The organism is Stenotrophomonas maltophilia (genome assembly GCF_013464915.1).
GTDB lineage: Bacteria > Pseudomonadota > Gammaproteobacteria > Xanthomonadales > Xanthomonadaceae > Stenotrophomonas > Stenotrophomonas maltophilia_AT.
This window is the reverse complement of record NZ_RAVT01000059.1, coordinates 1-23,519: the sequence shown is the minus strand read 5'-3', so window position 1 is coordinate 23,519 and position 23,519 is coordinate 1. Positions and strand designations below refer to the sequence as shown.

Annotated in this window: 17 protein-coding genes and 1 tRNA gene; 3 read left to right on the top strand and 15 right to left on the bottom strand. The window is 66.4% G+C overall.

Annotation, left to right across the window (positions count from 1 at the left end; all coding sequences use genetic code 11):
* Positions 1-5 precede the first annotated feature (5 nt).
* Positions 6-2,114: a phosphocholine-specific phospholipase C gene (locus D7T59_RS18720; protein WP_180852709.1), complete on the top strand. Its 2,109-nt coding sequence runs from the start codon at positions 6-8 to the stop codon at positions 2,112-2,114.
* 248 nt (positions 2,115-2,362) lie between these two features.
* Positions 2,363-5,035, top strand: coding sequence for a pyruvate dehydrogenase (acetyl-transferring), homodimeric type (aceE, locus tag D7T59_RS18715; protein WP_180852708.1), 2,673 nt, complete (start codon positions 2,363-2,365; stop codon positions 5,033-5,035).
* 51 nt (positions 5,036-5,086) lie between these two features.
* Here aceE and D7T59_RS18710 read toward each other — a convergent pair whose 3' ends face one another.
* From D7T59_RS18710 to D7T59_RS18700, 3 genes are all read right to left on the bottom strand, one after another.
* Positions 5,087-5,569, bottom strand: coding sequence for a LuxR family transcriptional regulator (locus D7T59_RS18710; RefSeq protein WP_180852707.1), 483 nt, complete (start codon positions 5,567-5,569; stop codon positions 5,087-5,089).
* Positions 5,570-5,692: 123 nt separating this feature from the next.
* Positions 5,693-7,864 (bottom strand): TonB-dependent alcaligin siderophore receptor FauA, encoded by a 2,172-nt coding sequence (fauA, locus tag D7T59_RS18705; protein ID WP_180852706.1) that lies wholly within the window; start codon positions 7,862-7,864, stop codon positions 5,693-5,695.
* Between the two features lie 111 nt (positions 7,865-7,975).
* Complete coding sequence (locus D7T59_RS18700) at positions 7,976-8,914, bottom strand: helix-turn-helix transcriptional regulator (protein WP_164137931.1); 939 nt, start codon at positions 8,912-8,914, stop codon at positions 7,976-7,978.
* Positions 8,915-9,053: 139 nt separating this feature from the next.
* Here D7T59_RS18700 and D7T59_RS18695 point away from each other — a divergent pair, with 139 nt between their 5' ends.
* Positions 9,054-11,384 carry a TonB-dependent receptor domain-containing protein gene (locus D7T59_RS18695; protein ID WP_180852705.1) on the top strand — a complete coding sequence of 777 codons (2,331 nt, stop codon included), beginning with the start codon at positions 9,054-9,056 and terminating at the stop codon, positions 11,382-11,384.
* Positions 11,385-11,504: 120 nt separating this feature from the next.
* Here the strand turns inward: D7T59_RS18695 and D7T59_RS18690 are convergent.
* From D7T59_RS18690 to folP, 12 genes are all read right to left on the bottom strand, one after another.
* Positions 11,505-11,597, bottom strand: a tRNA-Ser gene (locus D7T59_RS18690).
* Positions 11,598-11,675: 78 nt separating this feature from the next.
* Positions 11,676-11,879, bottom strand: a complete 204-nt coding sequence (gene csrA, locus D7T59_RS18685; protein ID WP_004152909.1) for a carbon storage regulator CsrA — start codon at positions 11,877-11,879, stop codon at positions 11,676-11,678.
* A gap of 147 nt (positions 11,880-12,026) precedes the next feature.
* Positions 12,027-14,675 (bottom strand): alanine--tRNA ligase, encoded by a 2,649-nt coding sequence (alaS, locus tag D7T59_RS18680; protein ID WP_180852704.1) that lies wholly within the window; start codon positions 14,673-14,675, stop codon positions 12,027-12,029.
* Between the two features lie 109 nt (positions 14,676-14,784).
* Positions 14,785-15,276, bottom strand: coding sequence for a recombination regulator RecX (recX, locus tag D7T59_RS18675; protein WP_164137928.1), 492 nt, complete (start codon positions 15,274-15,276; stop codon positions 14,785-14,787).
* Positions 15,277-15,386: 110 nt separating this feature from the next.
* Positions 15,387-16,424 carry a recombinase RecA gene (gene recA, locus D7T59_RS18670; protein WP_164137943.1) on the bottom strand — a complete coding sequence of 346 codons (1,038 nt, stop codon included), beginning with the start codon at positions 16,422-16,424 and terminating at the stop codon, positions 15,387-15,389.
* Positions 16,425-16,628: 204 nt separating this feature from the next.
* Entirely contained in the window at positions 16,629-17,264 is a 636-nt protein-coding gene (gene lexA / locus D7T59_RS18665; protein WP_032128412.1) for a transcriptional repressor LexA, read from the bottom strand.
* A gap of 219 nt (positions 17,265-17,483) precedes the next feature.
* On the bottom strand, positions 17,484-19,166 hold the full coding sequence (gene ubiB, locus D7T59_RS18660; protein WP_180852728.1) for a 2-polyprenylphenol 6-hydroxylase: 1,683 nt from the start codon (positions 19,164-19,166) through the stop codon (positions 17,484-17,486).
* Positions 19,167-19,200: 34 nt separating this feature from the next.
* Positions 19,201-19,695, bottom strand: coding sequence for a CinA family protein (locus D7T59_RS18655; RefSeq protein WP_005409020.1), 495 nt, complete (start codon positions 19,693-19,695; stop codon positions 19,201-19,203).
* 122 nt (positions 19,696-19,817) lie between these two features.
* Positions 19,818-21,128: a ribosome rescue GTPase HflX gene (gene hflX, locus D7T59_RS18650; RefSeq protein WP_099559593.1), complete on the bottom strand. Its 1,311-nt coding sequence runs from the start codon at positions 21,126-21,128 to the stop codon at positions 19,818-19,820.
* Positions 21,129-21,142: 14 nt separating this feature from the next.
* On the bottom strand, positions 21,143-21,418 hold the full coding sequence (hfq, locus tag D7T59_RS18645) for an RNA chaperone Hfq (protein WP_004152891.1): 276 nt from the start codon (positions 21,416-21,418) through the stop codon (positions 21,143-21,145).
* Between the two features lie 96 nt (positions 21,419-21,514).
* The gene (gene miaA / locus D7T59_RS18640; RefSeq protein WP_180852703.1) at positions 21,515-22,468 is read right to left on the bottom strand and encodes a tRNA (adenosine(37)-N6)-dimethylallyltransferase MiaA; all 954 of its coding nucleotides are present in this window, start codon (positions 22,466-22,468) and stop codon (positions 21,515-21,517) included.
* On the bottom strand, positions 22,468-23,364 hold the full coding sequence (gene folP, locus D7T59_RS18635) for a dihydropteroate synthase (protein ID WP_180852702.1): 897 nt from the start codon (positions 23,362-23,364) through the stop codon (positions 22,468-22,470). The genes miaA and folP overlap by 1 nt, the downstream gene beginning before the upstream one ends.
* Between the last annotated feature and the right edge of the window lie 155 nt (positions 23,365-23,519).

Below are 23,519 nucleotides of genomic sequence, written 5' to 3'. Positions count from 1 at the left end.
AGCCCGTGACCGATATCGGCCGACGCCGGTTGTTGCAGGCCGGCGTTGCCGCCGGCCTTTCCCCGCTGCTGCCCAGCATCGCCCGGGCCGCAGCGATCGCCCCCGCCGCGCAGACGCGCAGCCTGGAAGACTTGCAGCACATCGTGGTGTTCATGCAGGAGAACCGTTCATTCGACCACTACTTCGGCACGCTGCCGGGCGTACGTGGCTTCGGCGATCGGTTCGTCGCTCCGGCCGCCGCGCTGCAAGCAGGTGGCCGCACCCGCAGCCTGTGGCTGCAGCCCGATGCCAGCGGCAAGCGTGCGATCGCGCCCTTCCCGCTGGATACCGCCGCGCACTTCGGCTACATGCGCGTGGAAGGCACGCCACACACCTGGCCCGATGCGCAGCGCGCCTGGGACCACGGCCGCATGGGGCAATGGCCGAAGGCCAAGCAGAACCACTCGATGGGCTACTTCCAGCGCAGCGACCTGCCGTTCCAGTTCGCGCTGGCCGACGCGTTCACGATCTGCGACGCCTACCACTGCGCGATGCAGGCCGGCACCAATCCGAACCGGGTGTTCCTGTGGACCGGCCACAACGATGCGCAGGCCCGCGCCGGTGGCCCGGTGATCGCCAACTCGCACGACAACTTCCCCGAACACGGCGGGCATCCGGCGTCGTACCGCTGGACTAGCCATGTCGAGCGCCTGCAGAAGGCCGGCGTGTCCTGGCAGATCTACCAGGACATGGCCGACAACTTCACCGACAACCCGCTGGCCGGCTTCGAGGCGTTCCGTCGGGCCTACAGCGCTGCACCCGGGCATGATCCGCAGCTGCGCGCACGCGGTGTCAGCACCCGTGGCCTGCCGCAGCTGCGCCAGGACGTACTCGACGGGCGCCTGCCGCAGGTGAGCTTCATCATCGCCGATGCCGCCGGCAGCGAGCATCCCGGTCCCTCCAGCCCGGCACAGGGCGCGGCCTATACCGCACGCGTGCTGGACGCGCTGACCGCCGATCCGGAAGTGTGGAGCCGCACCGCCCTGCTGCTGATGTTCGACGAGAACGACGGCTTCTTCGACCACATGCCGCCACCGGCACCGCCTTCACCGATAGACGGTGGCTGGGCGGGTGCGTCTTCGGTCAGTACCGAGGGCGAGTATCACCGTCATCCCGCGCCGGGCGACGAAAAGTACGATGCTGCCGAGCTGCGCGGACGCCCGTATGGCCTCGGCCCGCGCGTGCCGCTGTGCGTCATCTCGCCGTGGAGCCGTGGCGGCTGGGTCGATTCACAGGTGTACGACCACACCTCGGTCATACGGCTGATTGAACGTCGCTTTGGTGTCGCCGCACCGGAGATCTCGCCGTGGCGCCGTGCCGTCTGCGGTGACCTGACGGGCGCCTTCGACTTCGCCCAGCGCGATATCCGCCCGTTCGTGCGCGGCCTGCCCGATGTGAGCGCGGTGGCGGCACGTGCGGCAGCTCTTCCAGGGCGTACCGTGCCGGCGCTACCGGAAGGGCTGAAGCCAGCGAAGCAGGAAAGCGGCGTACGCCCAGCACGCGCCCTGCCCTATCGGCCGCAGGCATCGATGGCTGCGGTCGACGCCTCGGGCGTGGAGCTGACGCTGTCCTGCGAAGGCGCGGCGGCGGTGCTGCATGTCTACGACCGGTTGCGGCTGGCTGCGGTGCCACGCCGCTACACGCTGCTGCCGGGTAAGCCGCTGCGCGAGCGCTGGCCGCTGGACGCCCAGGGTCGATACGACCTGTGGCTGCTCGGCCCGAACGGCTTCCACCGGCACTTCAAGGGTGCGGCCAAGGGTCCTGCCGTGCAGGCTTCAATCGATCGCGCGGATGGCCAGCTGCGGCTGCGCCTGCGCAACCTGGGAGACGCCCCGCAGCAGCTGCGCTTGGCAGCAGGTGCCTACACCGGGCACATGCCCGAGCAGACGCTGGCATTGCTGGCACATGCCGAGACCACGATGGCGTGGGATGCGGCACCTACCGCGAGCTGGTACGACCTGCAGCTCAGCGTGGGTGAAAGTGTGCTGCGCCTGGCCGGGCGCGCCGAGGATGGCCGCCCCGGCACCAGCGACCCGGCAATGGGCACCGAACCGTTGCGCTTCGATCACGATTAGGCAATCACGCCCTTGTGGAGCCGAGCACGGCTCGGCTCTACACAAGCGGGGCAACACTGGATTGGCGCAGACCCAAGCCGCGCCCGTCTACCCGCGATCCGGGCACGCACCTACGCTTGTCTTCTCGGTGGCCGCCGCGGCCGCCCCTCGCGTCACGGCCCCGCCGTTGCGACCCCGCTCCAGTGCTGTGCGCCCTGCCGGTGTTGTCGCCCAGGCAGGAGTCCGACCGGCGCCCTCTGGAGACAGTCATGAACCAAGCCCCGATCCCCTTCGATACCGACCCGCTGGAAACACGGGAGTGGCGTGAATCACTGGAGGCGGTGATGCAGGCCGGTGGCCGGCCGCGCGCGCATTACCTGATCGACCAGCTGAGCGAGCTGGATGCGCAGCAGCACGGCGACCTGCATACGCGCGCATGGACGGCCTACGTCAACACCATCCCGCCCGAGCGCCAGCCGGCCTACCCGGGCGACCTGGCCATCGAGCGCCGCCTGAACGCGATGATCCGCTGGAACGCGATGGTGATGGTGCTGCGTGCCGGCAGGCATTCCAACGTCGGCGGCCACATCGCCACCTACCAGTCGGCGGCGGTGCTGTACGACGTCGGCTTCGATCATTTCTTCCGTGGCCGCACCGACACCTTCGACGGCGACATGATCTACATCCAGGGCCATTCCGCGCCCGGCATCTATGGCCGCGCCTACGTGGAAGGCCGCATCGATCCGGTGCGGATGGACAACTTCCGCCGCGAAGCCGGTCGTGAAGGCCTGTCCTCGTATCCACACCCGCGATTGATGCCGGAGTTCTGGCAGTTCCCCACCGTGTCGATGGGGCTGGGCCCGCTGACCGCCGCCTACCAGGCGCGCTACATGCGTTACCTGGAATACCGCGGCCTGAAGGAGCACCAGGGCCGCAAGGTCTGGGCCTTCCTCGGCGACGGCGAGATGGACCAGCCCGAATCGCTGGCGGCGATCTCGCTGGCCGGCCGCGAACGGCTGGACAACATCGTGTTCGTGGTCAACTGCAACCTGCAACGCCTGGACGGGCCGGTGCGCGGCAATGCCAAGGTCATCCAGGAACTGGAAGGCACCTTCCGCGCGGCCGGCTGGAACGTGATCAAGCTGATCTGGGGCAGCGGCTGGGACGACCTGCTGGCCCGCGACCACAGCGGCCTGCTGCGCCAGCGCATGATGGAGTGCGTGGACGGCGACTACCAGACCTTCAAGTCGCAGAGCGGCGCCTACGTGCGCGAACACTTCTTCGGCCGCTACCCCGAGCTGCTGGAGCGGGTCGCGCACATGAGCGACGACGACATCTGGGCGCTGGCGCGTGGTGGCCATGATCCGCAGAAGGTGTTCGCGGCCTACCAGCAGGCGGTGAACACCCGCGGCCGGCCGACCGTGATCCTGGCCAAGACGGTCAAGGGTTTCGGCATGGGTGAAGCCGGCGAAGGCCAGAACATCAACCACCAGCTGAAGAAGATGAGCGCCGACGCGGTGCGCGCCTTCCGTGACCGCTTCAACCTGCCGGTCAGCGATGACCAGCTGGAAGAGATGCCCTATCTGCGCCCGGAACCGGGCAGCGCCGAGGCGGCCTACTTCGCCGAGCGCCGCCGCATCCAGGGTGGGCAGTTGCCGGCGCGCCTGGCCAAGATCGATCCACTGCTGCTTCCGCCGCTGTCGATCTTCAACACCCAGCTGCAGGGCAGCGGCGATCGCAGCCAATCCACCACCATGGGCTTCGTGCGCATCCTCACCCGCCTGCTGAAGGACGCGGAGCTGGGCAGGCTGGTCATTCCGATCGTGCCCGATGAATCGCGCACCTTCGGCATGGAAGGCCTGTTCCGCCAGATCGGCATCCACTCCTACCTCGGCCAGCTGTATACCCCGCAGGACGCCGGCCAGCTGAGCTACTACAAGGAAGCCAAGGACGGCCAGATCCTGCAGGAAGGCATCAATGAATCCGGCGCGATCTGCTCGTGGATCGCCGCCGGCACCGCCTACAGCAACCACGGCCTGGCCACGATCCCGTTCTACATCTTCTACTCGATGTTCGGCCTGCAGCGCGTCGGTGACCTGGCCTGGGCCGCCGCCGATGCGCGCACCCGCGGCTTCCTGCTCGGTGCCACCTCCGGCCGCACCACGCTGATGGGCGAAGGCCTGCAGCATGACGACGGCCACAGCCACGTACTGTCGTCGGTCATCCCGAGCTGCGTGTCCTACGACCCGACCTACAACTACGAGCTGGCGGTAATCATCCACGACGGCCTGCGCCGCATGTATGTCGAGCAGGAAGACATCTACTACTACATCACCGTGCTCAACGAGAACTACCCGCAGCCGGCACTGCCCGCAGGCACCGAGGCCGGCATCCTGAAGGGACTCTACCTGCTGCGCCCTGCAGCCGCCGACAGCGCCTCACAGCCACGCGTGCAGCTGATGGGCAGTGGCGCGATCCTGCGCGAAGTGGAAGCGGCGGCCGCGCTGCTGCAACAGGACTTCGGTGTCGCCAGCGATGTGTGGAGCGCGACCAGCCTGACCGAACTGCGCCGCAATGGCCTGGCCGCCGAGCGCTGGAACCTGCTGCATCCGGCCGAGGAGCCGCACGTGCCCTACGTGCAGCAGTGCCTGCAGGGCCATGACGGCCCGGTGGTGGTGGCCACCGACTACATGAAGATCGTCGGCGACCAGATCCGTCCCTTCATCAACGATCGTCGCTTCACCGCATTGGGCACCGATGGCTTCGGCCGCTCCGACACGCGTGAATCGCTGCGCACGTTCTTCGAAGTGGATCGCCACTTCATCGTGCTTGCAGCGTTGAAGACGCTGGCCGACGAAGGTCGCATCGAGCGTTCGCGGATGCAGGAGGCCATCGACAGGTACGGCATCGACACCGGCAAGCGCGATCCGGCTGCGGTGTAAGGCTGCTGCATTCACCACGCCCGCTGTGCGGGCGTGGTGCAGACGACGCCGCTACGGCATGCGCTTGAACAGATTGGTCTGCAGGATCGGGGTGCCGTCGTGGCCGTAGAACGCCTTGGTTTCGGTCATCGTCGTGCGGTCGGCCGCTACGGTATAGATGCGGGTGGACGCTGGCGTGCCATGGTCCACCAGCTGCATCACCAGGGTGTTCGGTGCCGGCAGTTTCAGGTTGGCCTTGTCCGCGCCGTAGGTGCCGGACAAGGCGCCCGGCGTGCCGTCGAGGGACAGCGTTCCATCAGACTTCATGGTCTTGCCGTCGTGCAGGACGATGTCCACGTGCGAACTCCAGCGTCCACTCCCGGCATCCTTGAACTCCAGCACCACGTGCTTCGGGCGCTGCGCCTCGGGTAGCGCAGACGTGGCGACATCCAGCGACCAGCGCCCCAGCAGTGGTGAGGGCGGTGCCTCCACCGCGAACGCCGAAGCAGCCGGCAGCGAAAGCGCAGACATCAACACAGCGGACAGCAGCTTCATACGTTGCTCCATTCCCGTGAAGAAGACGCTGCGTGAAGCGCTGTGGGGCGCAGCACCCCGGATCGTGCACAGCATCGTCGCCCTGCACAAGGCAGGGCGCTGAACGTACGGCAACCTCCTGCCTTAATAGCCAATCTTCACGGTGAACATCACGTTTCGCGGCGCGCCGTACCAGCCCTGGTTGTAGAAGCCGATCTGCGAGTAGTAGTGGCGGTCGAACAGATTGTTGATGTTGACCGCCGCCGACACGTTGGAGCTGAACTGGTAGCGCGCCATCAGGTTCACCAACGCGTAGCTGGGTTGCTCCACCGGCACCCGCCGGTTCCCTGGCGCGGTGGCGGTCTGGTACATGCGGTTCTGCCAGTCCACGCCTCCACCGATGGTCAGCCGGTCCCAGGTACCGGGCAGGCGCCAGGTGGTGAACAGCTTGAACAGGCTGCGCGGCTTGGCGGTGTTGATCGCCCTGCCCTGCGCGTCCTGCGCGATGAAGGTGGTGAAGCTGGTGCCCAGGCTCCAACCCGGCAGCGGCTCACCGGCCAGTTCCAGTTCCAGGCCGTCCACCGTTGCGCCCTTCACCGCACGATACGCCGCCTGCGTACTGCCCTCGACCAGTCCACCGGTAGCTTCGGCGAGGTTGTCCTGCCGGGTACGGAACAGTGCCGCCGAGGCATTCAAGCGCTCCTGTAACCAGCTGCCCTTGAGGCCCAGCTCATAGCTGCGGCCGCTGACCGGGTCGAGGATCTGCCCGGATTCATTGCGGTTGTTCTGTGGTTTGAAGATGCCGGTGTAACTGGCATACGCACTGCTGTAGCCGTTCAGATCCCAGACCACGCCGGCATACGGTACGAACTCGTTGCGGTAGCGGTACTTCCGCTTGGCGCCGAAGTAGACCTGGTCGGTCTCCCAGTTGCTCAGGCGAGCACCGACGATCACATGCAGGGGATCGGCCAGCGACAACCGCGCCACGGCATAGGCGCCGCTCTGATGATTGTCCAGATCATCGGCCTGGGTCTTGTTGCTGGCCCACACCGGCTCGGGCGTGCCCGGCCCGTGCCAGTCGAAATAGCTGGCCAACGGTGGCAACGGCGCCAGTGCGCGGTACTGCCCCAGTGCGATCTGATCTCGCGAGCGCGACCAGCCCACCGACGCAGTGTGCTGGCGGCCGAACAGCTGGAACGGGCCAGTCAGGCTGGCGCTGACCGCCTCGCGGCGCACCGGCCCGTCGTAACGGGTGAAGCTGTTGCCACTGGGCATGGCACCAGTAACCGGATCGGGATAGCCGCCACGATAGAGGTGCTTCATTTCCATGTCGGTGTGCGAACGGCTGTAGGACACGCGCGCCTGCCAGTCGTTGCCGAAACGGTGGTTGAAATCGAAGAAGCCGTTGCGGGTATCGGTGCTCATCCGTGCCCACGGGGCGGTAGCCGATACCGAACGATCGAAGCGGGTACGCGTGCCGTCGGCATTGAACAGCGCGAAGCCACTACCGAAGCCGCGGTTGTCGTTGGCCTGGTAGGAGAATCCGGCGATCAATCCGGTGTCTTCGCCCAGGTCCATGCTGACCACGCCGTAGAGCGTCTTCGCGGTGCTGTCCAGGCCCGCCGTATAGCTGTCCCCCTCGGCCTGGGCGGCGACCACGCGGCCACGCACGCGCCCTTCCCGGCTGAGTGGGCTGGACACGTCCACCCAGGCGCGCCGCGCGTCCCAGCTGCCCAGGCTGATGCCGCCACTGGCAGCGAAATCACGCAGCGGACGCTTTCGCACATAGTTCACCGCCGCCGAGGGGTTGCCGGCACCGGTCATCAGACCATTGGCGCCGCGCACGATCTCGATGCGGTCGTACACCACCATGTCCAGGTTGTTTTCGCCGAAATTCCACGGCGACAGCACTGGCATGACCACACCGTCGAACTGGTAGTTGTCGATGTCGAAGCCACGTGCCGAGAACGAGTAGCGGTTGGCATCACTGCGCGTGACCGAGATTCCCGGAGCGGTGGCCAGTGCATCGGCGGTGCTGAGCAGCCCGCGGTCCTCGATCTGCTGGCGGGTGATGACGCTGACCGACTGCGGCGTCTGCCGCGAGGTGAGCGACAACCCGGTCGCCGTGCCCATGGAATCGGTGGTGTAGGAACGCGACGTTTCGGTGCTGCCATCAAGGTCGGCAGTGACCTGCACGGTCGGCAGCTGCGAGGTTGTCGCGGACGGGGCGCGCTCGGCGGCATGGGCGGCGTTGAACAGCGCCAGGGTCGTGCCGATGGCGGTTGCCAGGGCACTCGGGCGGGAACAGGCAGGCATGGGAAATCCAGCAGGGGAGAAAGGCTGGATGAGAATTATTGTCATCTTGGCGTGAGCGCAGGTATGCGCGGACACAACAGGTGTATGCGCGCTGCCGACGATGATCCGGATTCAGCGGAACTGGCTGGGCGCAATGCCGTACCGTGCGCGGAATGCGGTTGCGAAGTTCGTGGCGTGCCGATAGCCGACCAGATGTGCCGCCTGCTGCACGCTGCAGCCCTGCCGCAGCTGTTCGCAGGCCAGTTGCAGGCGCCGCTCGCGCAGCCAGCCAAACACCGAGCATTGGTGCAGCTGCTGGAACTTCAGGCGCAGGCTGCTCGGGCTCATGCAGGCCAGGCGAGCCAGCTCCTCCAGGCTATGGTCGGCGGCCGGTGCCGCCTGCAGGCAATCGATCACCCGTTGCAGCATGCGGCGGTCACGCGCTGAAACACGCAGGTCCGGCAAGGCATCCCCTGCAGGCGTGCCCAGTGCCTGTGCCAGCATCTGCAGGCCGATACCCTCGCACAGCAACGCATGCATCGCGCCGTGCCAGGTGCCCGACAGCACCTGATCGGCGGCGCGCTCCAGATGCGCGGGCGCCTGCCAACCGCGCAACCTCGGCTGACCGCCGCGACGCGCAGTGGATAGCAGTTCGCTGATCACCGGGTCGTCGATCCCGGCGGATGCATCCAGCGAGACATTCAGGCTGCGCATCCGCTGCCCGGCGGGATGAATCGCAGTCATCGGCGCCGCTCCGGCCAGCACCATCGCACCCGCACCCGGACGCATGCCGATCACGGCCTGCCCCGCCAGCCGCGCTCCTGCACGTCCCTCCAGCATCACGATCGCCGAGAAGGCCGGCGGCGATTCCGAAATCGCCTCGAACGGCTGATGGGCGATCACGTCCGACAGCGCCAGGGTCATCCCCGGGCGCAGGCAACGCTGCTCCACCCTGCCCTGCACCACGCAGCGCTCGACCAACCCGTCGGCTGACAGCGCTGCAGGCAAACGGTAGTGGAAGCCGCTGCTGCGGCCCAGTCGATCGAGGTCGGCAAGGGAGAGGCTGTGCATGGTGGGCCCGTGAAGCATCGCCGGCCATTCTCATATGAGAACCATTCTCATATCCAGTCCTCATGGCAAGGCCCAATCCACCCTTGTTGACACAAAGCGTTACGTTATAACATTTCACGTCAACTTCACGGATCGTGTCATGCGTCGTCATCTCCTTGCTGCAGCCATTCTGTTCGCCGTCCACTCCGCCCATGCCGCGGACGAACCCACCCTTCCCACCCTCCGGGTCGAGGCCACCCAACCCTCACGCATCGACAGCCGCGTCACCGTCGACAACCCGCAGGCGCAGAACCGCACCCTGGGCAACCTGCTGGAGCACGTCTCCGGCGTGCAGAGCAGCGCCTTCGGCCCGAACGCCGGCGCGCCGGTCATCCGCAGCCTCAGTGGCAACCGCGTACAGGTCCTGCAGGACGGCCAGTCCATCCTCGGCATGAACGCGATCAGCGGCGACATCAACATTCCGTTCGACCCGCTGTTCGTGCGCAGCGTCACCGTCAACAAGTCGTCCGATACCGTGCGCTACGGTGGCAATGCGATCGGCGGCAGCGTGGAAATCGACTCCGGCCTGATTTCGCGCAGCATGGAAGACAAGGACCAGTCGATGGAACTGGTCCTGCGCAAGGGCTTCAATGCCGCCGACGCGCAGGGCTTCCGCATGAACTTCAACAACCAGCGCAACCTCTCGACCAACCTGCAGGTCTCCCGCCAGCGCATCTCGCACTACGACATCCCCGGCAACAGCAAGGCCAGTGTCTGCAACACGCGCCTGTTCCCGCCGACCGGTGGGGTGAACTCGGCGCTGGCCGACAGCTGCCAGAAGGAAGCGCGCGTCCAGCAGATCTACAACAAGGCCTCGCAGCCTTACATCGACCAGTTCATGACCGAGAATCCGGACTGGGCCGACGGTGATTTCTCGTTCTACACCAACAACCCGACCTCGGTCTGGCAACGCCGCACCTACATCAATCCGGTCAATCCGGCTTACGTGCAGGGCACACCGTCGTACGTGCAGAAGCAGATCAACAACGACGTGACGCCCGACTACCATCACCGGCTGGGCAACAGCTACTCGCGCAACTCGCAGGTGGCGTTCGGCTCCACGCTGTTCTTCGACCGTGGCTACGTGGGTGTCAGCATCGATGCCAAGGACAGCGAGTACGGCGTGCCGGGCTTTTCGATGCAGAACCTGTCGTTCGGCTCCAACTACGCCGATGGCCTGCCGGTGGGCGTGGTGATCAAGCAGCAGCGCTACGCGCTGGAAACACTGCTGCGCGATCCGCTGCCAGGCTTCGAGCGTGCCGAACTGCGTGTCTCCAGGCTCGACAATACTTCCGGCGAACGGCTGGGTGCTTCCAAGGCCAACGACTACGATTTCGAGAGTACCCAGGCCGAACTGCTGCTCAGCCATCAGCGCGTCGGTCCGCTCAGCGGCCTGCTCGGTTTCAGCCACCAGTCGCGTGATGTCACCGGCAGCGGCTCGCTGCGCTACCTGCCTGACGTCGACTCCCGCAGCAATGCGGTGTTCCTGAAGGAAACGCTCGACTTCGGCTGGGCCACCTTCGATGCCGGCGTACGTCACGAGCGCGTCGATCACGAACTGCAGCCAAGCCGCTTCAAGACCGCGCGCAATGCCGCCAACACGAAACTGCAGGATCGCTCCTACCGGCTCAACAGCTACAGCCTGGGTTCGTATGTCGAGCTGGGGCCGTTGTTCGCCGCCAAGGTTCGCTACTCGTCCTCGCAGCGCGCACCGGAGATCAACGAGTTGTATGCGAGCAACGCGCACTACTCGGTGATGACCCAGGAAGAAGGCAACCAGAATCTTGAGCCGGAACGCGCGAAGAACCTGGAGCTGACCGGCCTGTTCCACGTCGGCGGCTTCGAACTGTCGGCCACTGCCTACCGGATGAAGTACGAGAACTATCTCTACCTCGGCTACTCCGGCGTGCAGACCGCCAACCGCCTGCCACTGAAGTACTGGAAGCAGACCGACACCACGGTGAAGGGCTTCGAGATCGATGCTTCCCAGGCATTGGACCTGGGCCGCTTCGGCACGTTGAATGTGTCCGCCTTCGCCGACCTGGTGAAGAACAAGGCCGACCGCCCCGATTCGCTACGTGCCCACAATGACGGCGAGTACCTGCCGAACATGCCGACCAACCGCTACGGCGCCAATCTGCAGTGGCAACGCGAAGGCTGGAAGGCGCAGCTGTCCAGCACCTATTACGACACGCAGAAGTACCTCGGCCGCAACGTGAGCGAAGAAGTACCGCTGGATGCCTTCAACCTGGTCGACCTGCAGGTCAGCCGCGAATTGCCGGTGCGCAACAGCTACATCGCCGGCATGGAAGTGTTCGTCAACGGCAGCAACCTGCTCAACGAGGAAGCACGCCCGCACAACTCGCCGCTGAAATACATCGCGCCGTTGCCGGGGCGTGGGTTCCAGGTGGGGGTGACGGTGAGGCTCTGAGCCGGGGGCATCCGAAGCGCCATCCGTTGATCGGTGATCAGTGGATGGCGCACCGGCAACAGCTGCCGCCATAAAKAAAAACGCCTGCAGATCGAGGATCTGCWGGCGCTTCTTTGTATCTGGCGGAGTGAGAGGGATTCGAACCCTCGATAGAGCTTTTGACCCTATACTCCCTTAGCAGGGGAGCCCCTTCGGCCACTCGGGCATCACTCCGGGGTTTTCTCCGCGTCTGGTGCGTTGCACCTCAGCGGGGCGTGAATCATAACGTTAATCGAGTGCGAAGGTAAAGCGTTATTCGGCAGAATTTTCGCTACCGGTGCCACCGGCTTCGTCACCGCGCTGGATGCGCTGATAGATCTCCTCGCGATGCACAGCGACGTCCTTCGGCGCGGTGATGCCGATACGCACCTGGTTACCCTTGACGCCAAGCACGGTGACGCTCACCGAGTCACCGATCATCAGGGTTTCGCCGACGCGGCGAGTCAGGATCAACATTTTTGTAAGTCTCCATGGAACCGTGTGGAAGGGTATCCCCCACCGGCTTGACGCTCCGTCAAGAAGCGCTACCACGACAAAGGGAAAAGATTCGCAATGGTACCGTCAGCCGTCCCGCTCCTACAAGGAGGGGGACGGCCAGGTTCATCACAGGCGGGGGCTGACCCATTCGACGACTGCAGCCAGCGCAGTGGCAAGGGCGGGCCCGTCCTCGCCACCACCCTGGGCGAGGTCCGGGCGTCCGCCGCCCTTGCCCCCGATCTGACCGGCGATATGGGACAACAGTTCCCCAGCCTTGACCTTGCCCATTGCGCTGCCGTTCACACCCGCGACCAGGGCCGCCTTTCCGTCCTGGGCGCCGGCCAGCACGATCACCGCGTCGCCCAGCTGCTGCTTCAGGCGGTCCATGGCGTCACGCAGGGCCTTGGCATCGAAGCCCTCCAGGCGGGCCGCCAGCACCTTCACGCCGGCAACCTCGACGGCCTGGCCGGACAGGTCGGCCGTGGCACCTGCGGCGACCTTGGCCTTCACGGCTTCCAGTTCGCGCTCCAGCTGCTTCTGGCGCTGGCCGAGGGCACGGATCTTCTCGACCACGTCGGTGGCGCTGCCGCCGAGCAGTTCAGCAGCCTCGGCCAGGCGGGCCTCTTCGGCGTCCACGTAATCCAGGGCGCCCTGGCCGGTAACGGCCTCGATGCGGCGCACGCCGGCGGAGACACCGCCCTCGGAGGTGATCTTGAACAGGCCGATGTCGCCGGTACGGTTCACGTGGGTACCGCCGCACAGCTCGGTGGAGTAGTCACCCATCTTCAGCACGCGCACGTGTTCGCCGTACTTCTCGCCGAACAGCGCCATCGCACCGAAGTCCAGCGCTTCCTGCATGCCCATGTTGTGCACTTCGGCGGCGTTGTTGGCGCGCACCTGCTGATTGACCTTGCGCTCGATCACGGCAAGCTCTTCCGCGCTGATCGGCTGGAAATGCGAGAAGTCGAAACGCAGGCGGTCCGGAGCGACCAGCGAGCCCTTCTGCTGCACGTGGGTGCCCAGCACTTCGCGCAGGGCGGCGTGCAGCAGATGGGTGGCCGAGTGGTTGAGGATGGTGGCGCCGCGGCGCTCGCCATCGACCTGGCCGGACAGCACGTCGCCAACCTTCAGGCCGCCTTCGGACAGGGTGCCGACGTGGCCATGGAACTGGCCGGCGAACTTCTGGGTGTCGTCCACCGCCAGGCGCACGCCGTTGCCGGTCAGCACGCCGGTGTCACCGACCTGGCCGCCGGATTCGGCGTAGAACGGGGTCTGGTTGGTGATGACGATGACCGAATCACCCGCATCGGCCGACTGCACCGGGCGACCGTCCTTCAGCAGGGCGAGCACGCTCAGGCCGTCGGCCTGCAGGCGGTCATAGCCCAGGAACACGGTCGGGCTGAGGGTGGCCACCAGCTCGGCCGGCAGGGTCACGCCGCCGCCGAACTTGCCGGCCGCACGTGCGGTCTCGCGCTGCTGCTCCATCGCGGCATCGAAGCCGGCGATGTCGACCGTCAGGTCGCGCTCGCGGGCGATGTCCTGGGTCAGGTCGAGCGGGAAGCCATAGGTGTCGTACAGGCGGAAGGCGTCAACGCCCGGGATCACGCCATTGCTGGCCTTGCCAGCGACGTCTTCGAAGATCTTCATGCCGGCATCGAGGGTTTCAGCGAAACGCTCTTCCTCGGCCTGCAGCGCACGGGTGACGGTGTCCGCCGCCGCCGGCAGTTCCGGATAGGCCTCGCCCATCTGCTCGACCAGGGTCGGCACCAGCTTGCTGAAGAACGGCTGGCGCACGCCCAGCATCCAGCCATGGCGCAGGGCGCGGCGGATGATACGGCGCAGCACGTAGCCACGACCTTCGTTGGACGGCAGCACGCCATCGACGATCAGGAACGAACAGGCACGGATGTGATCGGCGATCACACGCAACGACTTGTTTTCCAGGTCGGCGGTGCCGGTCAGCTCGGACGCCTTGCGGATCAGGGCCTGGAACAGGTCGATCTCGTAGTTGGTGTGCACGTGCTGCAGGATCGCCGCCAGGCGCTCCAGGCCCATGCCGGTGTCCACGCACGGCGCCGGCAGCGGCACCAGGGTGCCGTCGGGCTGACGGTCGAACTGCATGAACACCAGGTTCCAGATTTCGATGAAGCGGTCACCGTCTTCATCCGGGGAACCCGGGGGGCCGCCGGCAATATGGTCGCCGTGGTCGTAGAAGATCTCGGTGCACGGGCCACAGGGGCCAGTGTCGGCCATCTGCCAGAAGTTGTCCGAAGCGAACGGCGCCCCCTTGTTGTCGCCGATGCGTACGATGCGCTCTTCCGGTACGCCGACCATGTCGCGCCACAGCGCGTAGGCTTCGTCGTCGGTCTGGTACACGGTGACCAGCAGGCGATCGGCCGGCAGCTTCCAGACCTGGGTCAGCAGCTCCCAGGCCCAGGCGATCGCGTCCTTCTTGAAGTAGTCGCCAAAGGACCAGTTGCCCAGCATTTCGAAGAAGGTGTGGTGGCGTGCGGTGTAGCCGACCTGGTCGAGGTCGTTGTGCTTGCCGCCCGCGCGCAGGCAGCGCTGCACGTCGGCTGCACGCACGTAGCTGCGCTTCTCCGCGCCAAGGAACACGTCCTTGAACTGCACCATGCCGGAGTTGGTGAACAGCAGGGTCGGATCATTGCCCGGCACCAGCGGCGCCGACGGCACGATGGTGTGGCCTTTGCCCTTGAAGAATTCAAGGAAGTCGCTGCGGATCTGGGAAGTCGTGAATTTGGCGGATGCGTTCATTGGGGGCTGGCAGTCTGCGGGCCGGCGGACCCGGACCACCGGCCGCGTTGGCCAGGGTCGCGAGGGACCGCCGAAAACCTAAAGGGTATCAGGCCCGGCGCCGCCAGTCTCAGTCATCCGGGTCGTAGCGGGTCGCGCGACGGATGCTGTCGCCGTCGAAGCCGCGTCGGGCCAGCAGATCGGCCGCCTTGCGCCGCTGCGTCAGGTCCTGCGGGCCGGCCTCGCCGAAGCGCCGGCGGACCAGATCACGGGCGTTTTCCTGCCAGTCGCCTTCGTAGCTGTCCATCGCTGCGGCAATGGCGGCACTGTCCAGGCCGTGGGTGCCAAGTTCGGCACGGACATGGATCGGCCCATAGCCGGTGTTGGCGCGCATCCGCACCAGGTTCTCGGCGAATCGGGTGTCGTCCTGCCAGCCGGCCTCGCTCAGCTTGGCGACAGCAGCCTGCGCGGCTTCGTCTTCGATGCCACGGGCGGTCAGCTTGCGGGTGAGTTCCTTGCGCGAGTGCTCGCGGCGGACCAGCAGGCCCAGCGCCCGTTGCACGGGGGTCTGCTCACGCGGCCGGCGCTTGCGGCCGGTCGGAATGTCTTCGGCGTCGGACATGGGTACTCCAAGGGTGGCGCCATCCGTGGCGCCCAGCCCATCCCTGGGCGATTCGAACCTGCGGGACAGGGCGACGTCACTGACGGCGCCGCCCTGCCCCACAGCAAGCCTTACTCGTCGTCGCCTTCGTCGTCGCCTTCCTCGCGGACCGCCTCGGCCGGCTGGAATTTCTCGCGCAGTTCGGCCTCGAGCTTGGCGGCGACGGTCGGGTTGTCGCGCAGGTAGCCGCGGGCGTTGTCCTTGCCCTGGCCAATGCGTTCTTCACCGTAGCTGTACCAGGCACCGGCCTTCTCGACCAGCTTGGCGTCCACACCCATGTCGATCAGTTCGCCTTCGCGGCTGATGCCCTCGCCGTACAGGATCTCGGTGATGACCTGCTTGAACGGAGGTGCCAGCTTGTTCTTGACGACCTTGATCTTGGTCTGGTTACCGATGATCTCGTCACCCTTCTTGATCGCGCCGATACGGCGGATGTCCAGGCGGACCGAGGCGTAGAACTTCAGCGCGTTGCCACCGGTGGTGGTTTCCGGGCTCTGGCCCGGCATCATCACGCCGATCTTCATGCGCAGCTGGTTGATGAAGATCACCAGGGTGTTGGAGCGCTTGATGTTGCCGGTCAGCTTACGCAGCGCCTGGCTCATCAGGCGGGCCTGCAGGCCCGGCAGCTGGTCGCCCATCTCGCCTTCGATTTCTGCCTTCGGGGTCAGCGCGGCGACCGAGTCGATCACCAGGATGTCCACCGAGCCCGAACGGACCAGCATGTCGGCGATTTCCAGTGCCTGCTCACCGGTATCCGGCTGCGACAGCAGCAGGTCGTCCACGTTCACGCCCAGCTTGGCGGCGTAGATCGGGTCCAGTGCGTGCTCGGCGTCGATGAAGGCCGCGGTGCCGCCCAGCTTCTGGCATTCGGCGATGGCCTGCAGGGTCAGCGTGGTCTTGCCCGAGGATTCCGGCCCGTAGATCTCGACGACACGGCCCTTCGGCAGACCGCCAATGCCCAGCGCGATGTCGAGCATCAGCGAACCGGTCGGGATGGCTTCGACGGGTTCGACCACGCGGTCGCCCATGCGCATCACCGAGCCCTTGCCGAACTGCTTTTCGATCTGGCCCAGAGCTGCAGCGAGGGCGCGCTTCTTGTTCTCGTCCATCGGATTGGTCCTTGCAGAGGTCGTGTCGTTGGAGGTGCTGTCTTTGGGGGTCTTCTTTGCCATGGGTTCACTTTAAGTCGGACGTATCGCACAGGCTGAGATTCTGCCCGGCGCTCTGAAAAGAATTATCGGACATCCGTACCAACCTCAGTGGAACCAGAGAATCGCCACAAAAGACCGCGGGGTAGTGCGCTATGGAACGGGTCAACGGTTGGGCCGCAGCAGGCCGCAATAGAGGCCCTCGATCGAGAAGTCCTGGTCCGGCAGCACTTCGATCGGCTTGTAGTCGGGGTTGCGCGGCAGCAGGCGGATACGATCCTTGGCGATCTTCAGCAGCTTGACGGTGATCTCGTCATCGATGCGGGCCACCACGATCTGCCCGGAATGGGCGTCGCGGGTGCGGTGGACGCCGATCAGGTCACCGTCGAAGATGCCTTCGTCGATCATCGAATCGCCCTGCACCTTCAACAGGTAGTCCGGCGCTGGCGAGAAAAACACCCGGTCCAGCACCACGAAATCGTCCGAGCCGATGTCGGCACCGATCGGCAGGCCGGCCGCGACCCGGCCCAGCACCGGCAGGCGCAGCACGCTGTCAGGCAGGCCCGGCTCGGCCAGCTTTTCGACCGGTGGCGCCTGTACCAGGCGGATGCCACGGGCCTGGCCCGGGATGCGACGGATCGCACCGGCCTGCTCCAGGGCTTCCAGGTGGTACTGGGCCGCGCGTACGCCCTTGAAGCCGAACGCACGTGCGATTTCCGTCTGCGACGGCGGTGCGCCTTCGCTCTCGATACGCTCGGCGATCAACTGCAGGATCGCCTGCTGGGTGTCGGTCAGGTCCATGATTAGTAGTATTACTACTAATATCCGGGACTGCAAGTGCCGGGGGCGACACGGGGTGATGCGGACCTGTTGGGCAGGGGCGCCCCCGGCCGGTCGGCCGGTCGGCGAAGGCAAAAGCAAAAGCAAGGGCAAAGGCAGATGCAGCCGACTAACAGTCGGCTCTACAGGAATCGCTGCGCGATTCCGCGGTTCCCTTTGGGAACCGCCGCGGCAAGCACACTAGGTGTGCTTGCCGCTTCTCCATATCGAAAACAGGATCCACACGCCGCAGAAGCCGGCGCCGATGAAGCCGCATACCCCCAGCGCCAGCAGCCAGCGGCTGGAAACACCACCGACGCTGTGCATCACGATCGAGGAACCGATGATCAGCGCGGCGGTGACGATGCCCATCACCAACCGGTTCGCTGCGCGGTTCACCTGTTCGCCGAAACCCTGCAGTGCGGTGGTCTCCACCTTCAGCTGCAGGCGGCCCCGGCGCGCCGCCTGCACCAGCTTGCGCAGGTCGCGCGGCAGCTCCCCGGCGAAATCGACCAGGCCCAACAGGCTGCGGCGGCCGCGCTTGAGCAGCGCCCTGGGCGCATAGCGCTGCAGCACCACCCGCTCCAGGAACGGGCGCGCGGCACTGGCCATGTCGAAATCCGGGTCCAGCTGCCGGCCCATGCCCTCCAGGGTCAGGAACGCCTTGATCATCAGCGCCAGGTCGGCCGGCAGGGTCAGGCTGTAGCTGCGCAGCAGCTGGGTGATGTCGCCCAGCATCAGGCCGATGCGCAGGTCTTTCAGCGGCACCCCACGATACTGGTCAACGAACTGGCTGATGTCGTGCTGCAGACGGTTCTCGTCCACCTCGACACCGCCGGCCCAGTCCAGCAGCACGTCGGCCACGCCCTGCGGGTCCTGCTCGACCAGCCCGTGCAGCAATTGCGCCACCTGGAAACGCCGGACTTCCGACAACGCACCGACCATGCCGAAATCGATCACGCCGATGCGGCCGTCACGCAGGTAGATGATGTTGCCGGGGTGCGGGTCGGCATGGAAGCTGCCGTCCTCCAGCACCATTTTCAACACGATGTCGGCGCCGCGTCGGGCCAGCTCGCGGCGGTCCAGCCCCGCCGCATCGACGCCGGCCAGGTCACGGCCGGGAATGCCGTCGACGAAGTCCTGCACGTTCAGGCTCTCGCAGGTCCACTGCCAGTGCACGCTGGGAATCAGAATGTCGTCACGACCGTTGAAGTTGCGCGCGATGCGCTCTGCGTTGCGGCACTCGGCGGCGAAATCCAGTTCACGGCGAAGCGACACGGTGAACTGCTGCACGACTTCGGCCGGGCGGTAACGGCGCAGGTCCGGCAGTCGCGCTTCAACGATCTCGGCCAGGCGGGCCAGCAGACGCAGGTCGGCCTCGACCACATCGCGGATGCCGGGGCGCCGCACCTTCAGCACCACCTCACGGCCGTCATGCAGGCGTGCGCGATGGGCCTGCGCCAACGAGGCGGCGGCCATCGGGGTTTCATCGAGGAAGGCAAACACTTCTGCAGGCGATGCGCCCAGGTCGGCCTCGAGCTGCTCGCGGATATCCGCGTACGGCAGCGCCGGCACCGCGTTCTGCAATTCGGACAGTTCGGCGATCCATTCCGGCGGCAGCAGGTCGACGCGCGTCGCCAGCACCTGGCCAAGCTTGACGAAGGTGGGACCGAGATCCTGCATCGCGCTGCGCACACGCACCGGCGCAGTCATCCGCAGCAGTTCCTGCCGCTCTTCGTTCCAGTGCAGCAGGCGGCCTGCCCGCTCCAGCGTGCTGGCCAGGCCGATGCGCCGCACCACGTCGCCGAAGCCATAGCGGATCAGGACAACCGCAATTTCCTGCAGTCGGCCCAGGTCACGGACCGTGCCCAGCGTTTCCCACATCATGCGTGCTCCGGACGATTACCGGAGCAGCATGTCACAGCTGGGCGTCGATACCGCGCAATGCCGCCGCCACGGTTTGCCGGCGGATGGCTTCGCGGTCGCCATCGAACTGGAACAGCTCGGCGCGGGCATAGCCACCACGGCGCTTCCAGCCGATCCAGACACTGCCGACCGGCTTGTCCGGGCTGCCACCGCCGGGGCCGGCAATGCCGGTCACCGCCACCGCGATGCCGGCACCGGAATTGACCAGCGCGCCGGAGACCATTTCCAGCACGGTTTCGCGGCTGACCGCACCGAACTGCTCCAGGGTCTGCGCGCGCACGCCCAGCAGGCGCTGCTTGGCCTCGTAGCTGTAGACCACCATGCCGCAGTCGAAGAACGCCGAGGAACCGGCGATATCGGTCATGCACTTGGCGATCCAGCCACCACTGCAGCTTTCAGCGGTCACCAGCTGCAGCGAAGCCTGCTGCAGGCGCTGCCCGAGCGCGGCGGACTGGGCGTTGAGATCGGCGTCGGTGGGTATGGACATCGGCATGACGGTGGGGTGAAGAACCTGCACGTTGTACCGCAGATGACAGCTGGATGTCGCGCCCCTCCGGCATGGTTGCGCTGCCGGCCAGCGGCCGGCACTGCCGAGCATGGGCCGCTACCTCACCACTCCGGCAGTTTCTCCGGCAGAAGCGCCCGGATCGGCGCGCCGTCGGCACTGGCAGCCAGTTTTTCGGCTTCGGCAATCGGCAGATCGACCTGCAGCAGCCAGCCTTCCTCATCGGCCTGCTCGCTTCGGATCACTTCCAGCTGGTGCAGGCGTGCGCGCAGGCGGCCGGCATCCGGCGGCAGACGCAGTTCGCCGGTGACGTGCTGCAGGCCCAGGCGCTTGCCCAGCACCGCCTGCAGCAGCTCCAAGCCCTGCCCGTCGCGCGCGGATATCCATACGCGTTCGCGACGCGACTCGTCCGGGATACCGTCCTGGCCATCATGGCGGACGTCGGCACCTTCGATGCGATCGATCTTGTTGAACACCAGCAGCTGCGGCAGATCGCCAGCACCGACCGCGGTCAGCACCTCGTCGACCTGGGCGATGCGCTCCTCGCGGTGCGGATCGGCAGCATCGACCACGTGCAGCAGGAAATCGGCCTCGCGCGCCTCCGACAGGGTCGAGCGGAACGCAGCGACCAGGTCATGCGGCAGGTCGCGGACGAAACCGACGGTGTCGGCCAGCACCACGTTGCCGCCCGGGACCGCGATGCGGCGCACGGTTGGGTCCAGCGTGGCGAACAGCTGGTCGGCGGCGTAGGCCTCGGCACCGGTCATGGCATTGAACAGGGTCGACTTGCCGGCGTTGGTGTAGCCGACCAGGGCCACGCGCGGCAGCTCGCTGCGCACGCGCGCACGGCGCATCTGGGTGCGCTGCACTTCCACCTTTTCCAGGCGCTTCTGCAGCTGCTCGACCCGCTTCTGCAGCAGGCGGCGGTCGGTTTCCAGCTGGGTTTCACCCGGGCCGCGCAGGCCGATCGAACCACCGCGCTGACGCTCCAGGTGGGTCCAGCCGCGCACCAGCCGCGTGGCCAGGTGCCGCAGCTGCGCCAGCTCGACCTGCAGCTTGCCTTCGTGGCTGTGCGCACGCTGGGCGAAGATGTCCAGGATCAGGCCGGTACGGTCGATCACCCGGCGCTCCAGGAACCGTTCCAGGTTGCGCTCCTGGCCCGGGCTCAACGCATGGTTGACCAGGATCAGGTCGGCACCACTGGCATCGGCCGCAGCCTTGATCTCGTCCAGCTTGCCGCTGCCGATCAGGGTCGACGGATTCGGACGGTCCAGGCGCGCAGTGATCGTCGCGGCGATGCTGGCCCCAGCCGAGCGGGCCAGATCACCGAATTCTTCCAGCACATCGTCTTCCAGCTTGCCGAAATGGGGCTGGATCAACAGGGCGTGTTCGCCCTTCTTCGAGCGGTCAAACATTCACCGCTCCGGTCTTACTCGTCTGCTTCATCACCTGCCTGACCACCTTCACCCGACTGCACGTAACCACCTCCCGGACCGACCTTCACGTTGCGTGCCGGAACCACCGTGGAAATGGCGTGCTTGTAGACCATCTGACTGACCGTGTTGCGCAGCAGGACCACGAACTGGTCGAACGACTCGATCGTGCCCTGCAGCTTGATGCCGTTCACCAGGTACACCGAAACCGGCACGCGTTCGCGCCGCAGTGCGTTCAAGAAAGGATCCTGCAGCGATTGCCCCTTGGACATTGCACACTCCTGATTATTGTTCTTATTGGGTTGCCGACGGTTGCCACGGCCCCCGAGCCGCCCGCCGACCGATGATGTTACACGGCTGGCGGGGGTTCAGCGTGCGACGAAGGTCGACACCGCGCCTGCCAGGCGCTCCCCATCCACATGGGGGTCGAACCAGCGCGCATCAAGCTCGCCGCGCAGCCAGGTCAGCTGGCGCTTGGCCAGCTGACGGGTGGCGAAGATCGCCTTTTCACGGAAACGGGCGGCATCGCCCTCGCCGTCGAGGTATTCCCAGGCCTGGCGGTAGCCGACCGCGCGCACCGCCGGCAGGTCCAGCGGCGCCGTCACGGCGGCCATTTCCGGCATTGCACGCAACGCCCTCACCTCGTCGAGGAAGCCCTGTGCCAGCATGGCGTCGAAGCGCGCCTCGATGCGCTGGTGCAGCACCGCGCGGTCACGCGGGGCCAGGATCAGTTTCAGGGTGCGCACCGGCAACGGCGCCACACCCGGCCGGCGCTGCCATTCAGAGATGGGCGTGCCGGTGAGGCGATGGACCTCCAGCGCCCGCTGGATGCGCTGCGGGTCGGTGGCATGGATCCGCGCGGCGGCGGCCGGATCCACCTCGGCCAGCTCCGCGTGCAGTGCCGCCCAACCGCGCTCGGCGGCTTCGGCGGCCAGTACAGTACGCATCACCGGGTCGGCCTCCGGCATCGGCGACAGGCCCTGCAGCAGGGCCCGGAAGTACAGCCCCGTGCCACCTGCCAGGATCGGCGTTTTGCCACGCGCCACGATGTCGGCCACGACCCGGCCGGCATCGGCGGCGAACTCGGCCGCCGAATAGGTCTGCCACGGATCGCGCAGGTCCAGCAGATGGTGCGGCGCCTGCGCGCGCTCAGCGGCGTCGGGCTTGGCCGAACCGATATCGAGATGGCGGTAGACCAGCGCCGAGTCGACGCTGACGATCTCGCCGTCCAGTTGCCGGGCCAGGGCGATCGCCGTGGCGGTCTTGCCACTGGCAGTCGGCCCCATCACGGCGATCGCCAGCGGCCGCCGGTCGATGCCCATCAGTCTTCGTCCGGCCAGCGGATCGACGGCGTGGCGTCGGCACGCGACGCCGGCACGGTGTCGACGGCCTGCCAGATCTTCAGCGCATCGACGGTGGCTGCCACGTCATGCACGCGCACGATGCGCGCACCGCGCTGGACCGCGATCAGATGCGCCGCCACCGAGGCAGCCACGCGTTCGGAAGGTGTATCGCGGCCGGTCAGTTCGCCGAGGCTGCGCTTGCGCGACAGGCCCGCAAGCATCGGCACGCCCAGTTCCAGGAAGCGCTCGGAGCGCGCCAGCAGGGTCATGTTGTGGGCGGTGGTCTTGCCGAAGCCGAAACCGAGGTCGATCAGCAGGTTTTTCTTCGCGATGCCCGCCATCTCGGCAGCGAACAGGCGCTGCACCAGGAAACCGTGCACCTCGGCGACCACGTCGTCGTAATGCGGATCGGCCTGCATGTGGCCCGGCTCGCCCTGCATGTGCATCAGCACCACCGGCACGCCGGCCTCGGCAGCCGCGTCCAATGCGCCGTGCTGGCGCAGGCCGAAGATGTCGTTGATCATGCCGGCACCGGCCGCCACGGCTGCCCGCATCACGTCCGGCTTGAAGGTGTCGATGCTGATCGGCACCTGGGTGCGGGCAGCCAGCTGCTCGATCACCGGAACCACGCGGCGCAGTTCTTCCTCGACCGATACCGGCGCAGCGCCCGGACGGGTCGATTCGCCGCCGATATCGAGCAGGTCGGCGCCCTCCTCCACCAGCCTCAGGCCGTGCGCGACCGCGGCTTCGGTAGTGTCGTGCGCACCGCCGTCGGAGAACGAATCCGGGGTGACGTTGACGATGCCCATGACCCGGGCACGGTCCAGGCGCAGGATGCGGCCGGCGCAATCGAGCTGGGGCGAGGTATCGAACATGGGCAATCCTGCAGGGACAACGGCGGGTAGTTTAGTTCGGCAGGGCGGCGCCCTGCACCCGCAGAGGCAACGGCCACAGCAAAAGCCCAAGCAACAGCAGAAGCTGGTTTCCTGAGGGTAGGCGGGGGGGGGGGGGGGGGGGGGGGGGGGGGGGG